Raw genomic sequence first — 2,507 nt, 5'->3', positions numbered from 1 at the left:
CGCCACGCGATCGACCGCGCGCTGCGCCGCGCCGGCCGCGACCTGCTCGGCTATGGCGACCCGCTCGGCGAGCCCGCGCTGCGCGAATCGATCGCGCGCCACCTGGCCGTGACGCGCGGCGTGCGCTGCGATCCCGAGCAGATCGTGATCACGGAAGGCGCACAGGGCGCGATCGCGCTGTGCGCGCAGTTGCTGACGAACCCGGGCGATACGGTGTGGGTCGAGGAGCCCGGCTATCGCGGCGCGCGCACCGCGATGCAGGCGGCCGACCTCGACGTCGTGCCGATGCCGGTCGACGCGGAAGGGCTGCGCACCGATGAGGACGACTGGCGCGAGCGGACGCCGCGTCTCGTCTATACGACGCCGTCGAACCAGTTCCCGACCGGCGCCGTGCTGTCGATCTCGCGCCGGCTCGCGCTGATCGATGCCGCGCGCCGGCATCGCGCGTGGATCATCGAGGACGACTACGACAGCGAATTCCGTCACACCGGCGAGCCGATCGGCGCGATGCACGGGCTCGCGCCCGATTCGCCCGTCGTCTATCTCGGCTCGTTCAGCAAGACGATGTTTCCGGCGTTGCGGATCGGTTTTCTCGTGCTGCCCGACGCGCTGCTGGCCGCGGTGCGGCCGGTGCTGCCGGAGATGCTGCGCGGCGGGACGCGCCACGTGCAGCTCGCGCTGGCCGATTTCATCGAGACGGGCGAGTACGGCCGCCATCTCGGCCGCATGCGCCGGTTGTACCGCGACCGGCGGCGCTTGCTGCTGGCCGCGCTGGACGGCAACCTGAGCGTGCCGCATCAGATCGAGGGCGGGCCGTGCGGGCTGCATCTCGCGTTGCGGCTGCCGGCGCGTTACCGCGATCGCGCGATCGTCGACGCGGCGCGTGCGCACGGCATCGGGCCGTTTCCGCTGTCGGGTTTTTCGATCGATGCGGGATCGGCGGGCAACGGGCTCGTGCTCGGTTTCGGCAATACGTCGGCGGACGCGTTCGAGCCGATGTTGCGGATGCTGTCGGCGATCGCGGAGCGGGTGGGTGGGGCGTGATGTGGGGGCGGCCGGGCGCGCGGGATACGGCACCCGTCGCCGGTGATTTCCGCGTCCGTATCGATTTCGATTTCACTTCGGGATCCCGACGGGAGAATCGAGCCATGAATGGACGAGCTGGATCGGTGATGACCGTCGTTCGTCTGGCTGCCTTCGCTACGGAAGCCGCGTGCGCTGGTGCGACGGATGACAATCGGACTTGTGCGGATTGACGAACCGCGCACTTTGTTCGAAACGGCCACCGTCGCGGCTCCGCGCCTGCCGCGCCACCCGGCATTCGGGTTTCGATTCGTATGGTCGAACAGGCCGCGTGGACTATAAATGGATGGGTGTACCGGGCCTTGTCGAGCGCCTGCGCGTCTCGCGCATGTCGGCGCCGTGACTCCCGGGGGAGGTGCACCGTGGTTCGCCAGACGCTTGCTCGCGCCGTGCTTCGCACCGCGTTGATCGGGGGCGTGTTTGCCGGCTGTTTGCCGGCCCCGCCGGCCGTCCTTGCCGGAACCCTCTCGCCGCCCGTCACGCCGCACCCGATGAAGCAACGGCCGGCTGTCGCGCCTTACGCGATGCCGGTCGATTTTCCGGCGATCGTCGACCGCTACGGCCCGGCCGTCGTGACCGTCATGACCGCCGCACCCGACCAGCAGGCGAGCGGCCCGTCGTTCACGACCCTCGATCCCGACGATCCGCTCGCGGCGTTCTTCCGGCGTGACGCACCGCCGCCCGCGCAGGGCCCGCAGGCGCCAGGCCAGCAGGCGCAGGCGCCGGCACCCGACACCGCGCCGCGCGCGGTATCGGGCAGCGGCTCGGGTTTCATCGTCAGCGCCGACGGCCTGATCCTCACGTCCGCCCACGTGGTCGACGATGCCACCGACGTGACGGTGCGGCTCACCGACCGCCGCGAATTCAAGGCGACCGTGCTGGCCGTCGATCCGCAAAGCGATGTCGCCGTGCTGCGTGTCAACGCAACGAAGCTGCCGTTCGTGCGCGTCGGCGATTCGTCGAAGGTCCGCGCGGGCGAGCCGGTGATGACGATCGGCGCGCCGGACGGATCGGGCAACACGGTCACGGCCGGCATCGTCAGCGCGACGTCGCACCGGCTGCCGGACGGCAGCGCGTTTCCGTTCTTCGAAACCGACATCGCACCGAACCCCGACAACTCCGGTGGCCCCGTCTTCAATCGGGCCGGCGACGTGATCGGCATCGCGGTGCAGGTCTACACGGGCACCGACCGCTACGCGAGCACGACGTTCGCGATCCCGATCGCGTTTGCCGCAAAGGTGCGTGCGCAACTGCAGAAGCAGATGCAGGCGCAGGCGCAGCAGGCCCAGGCGCCGGGCGAGTCGTCGTCCGGCAATGCGATCGGCGTCGACGTGCAGGATGTCGGCATCGGGCTGGCCGCGGCGTTCGGGCTGCCGCGCCCGGCGGGCGCGCTCGTCAACGGCGTCGCGCCCGGCTCGCCGGCC

The 2,507-nt window shown here is 70.6% G+C and carries 2 protein-coding genes; both read left to right on the top strand.

What is annotated here, in order from left to right; translation table 11 throughout:
- A partial coding sequence (locus G3N98_RS38995) for a PLP-dependent aminotransferase family protein (RefSeq protein ID WP_206151097.1) occupies window positions 1–1,044 on the top strand: 1,044 nt, incomplete at its 5' end.
- A 401-nt stretch (window positions 1,045–1,445) separates the two neighbouring features.
- Window positions 1,446–2,507, top strand: a 1,062-nt coding sequence (locus G3N98_RS38990) for a trypsin-like peptidase domain-containing protein (RefSeq protein ID WP_206151096.1), incomplete at its 3' end; no start/stop codon positions are given.

The organism is Burkholderia sp. Tr-20390 (genome assembly GCF_017104595.1).
Taxonomy (GTDB): domain Bacteria; phylum Pseudomonadota; class Gammaproteobacteria; order Burkholderiales; family Burkholderiaceae; genus Burkholderia.
This window is presented reverse-complemented; position numbering and strand designations above follow the sequence as displayed.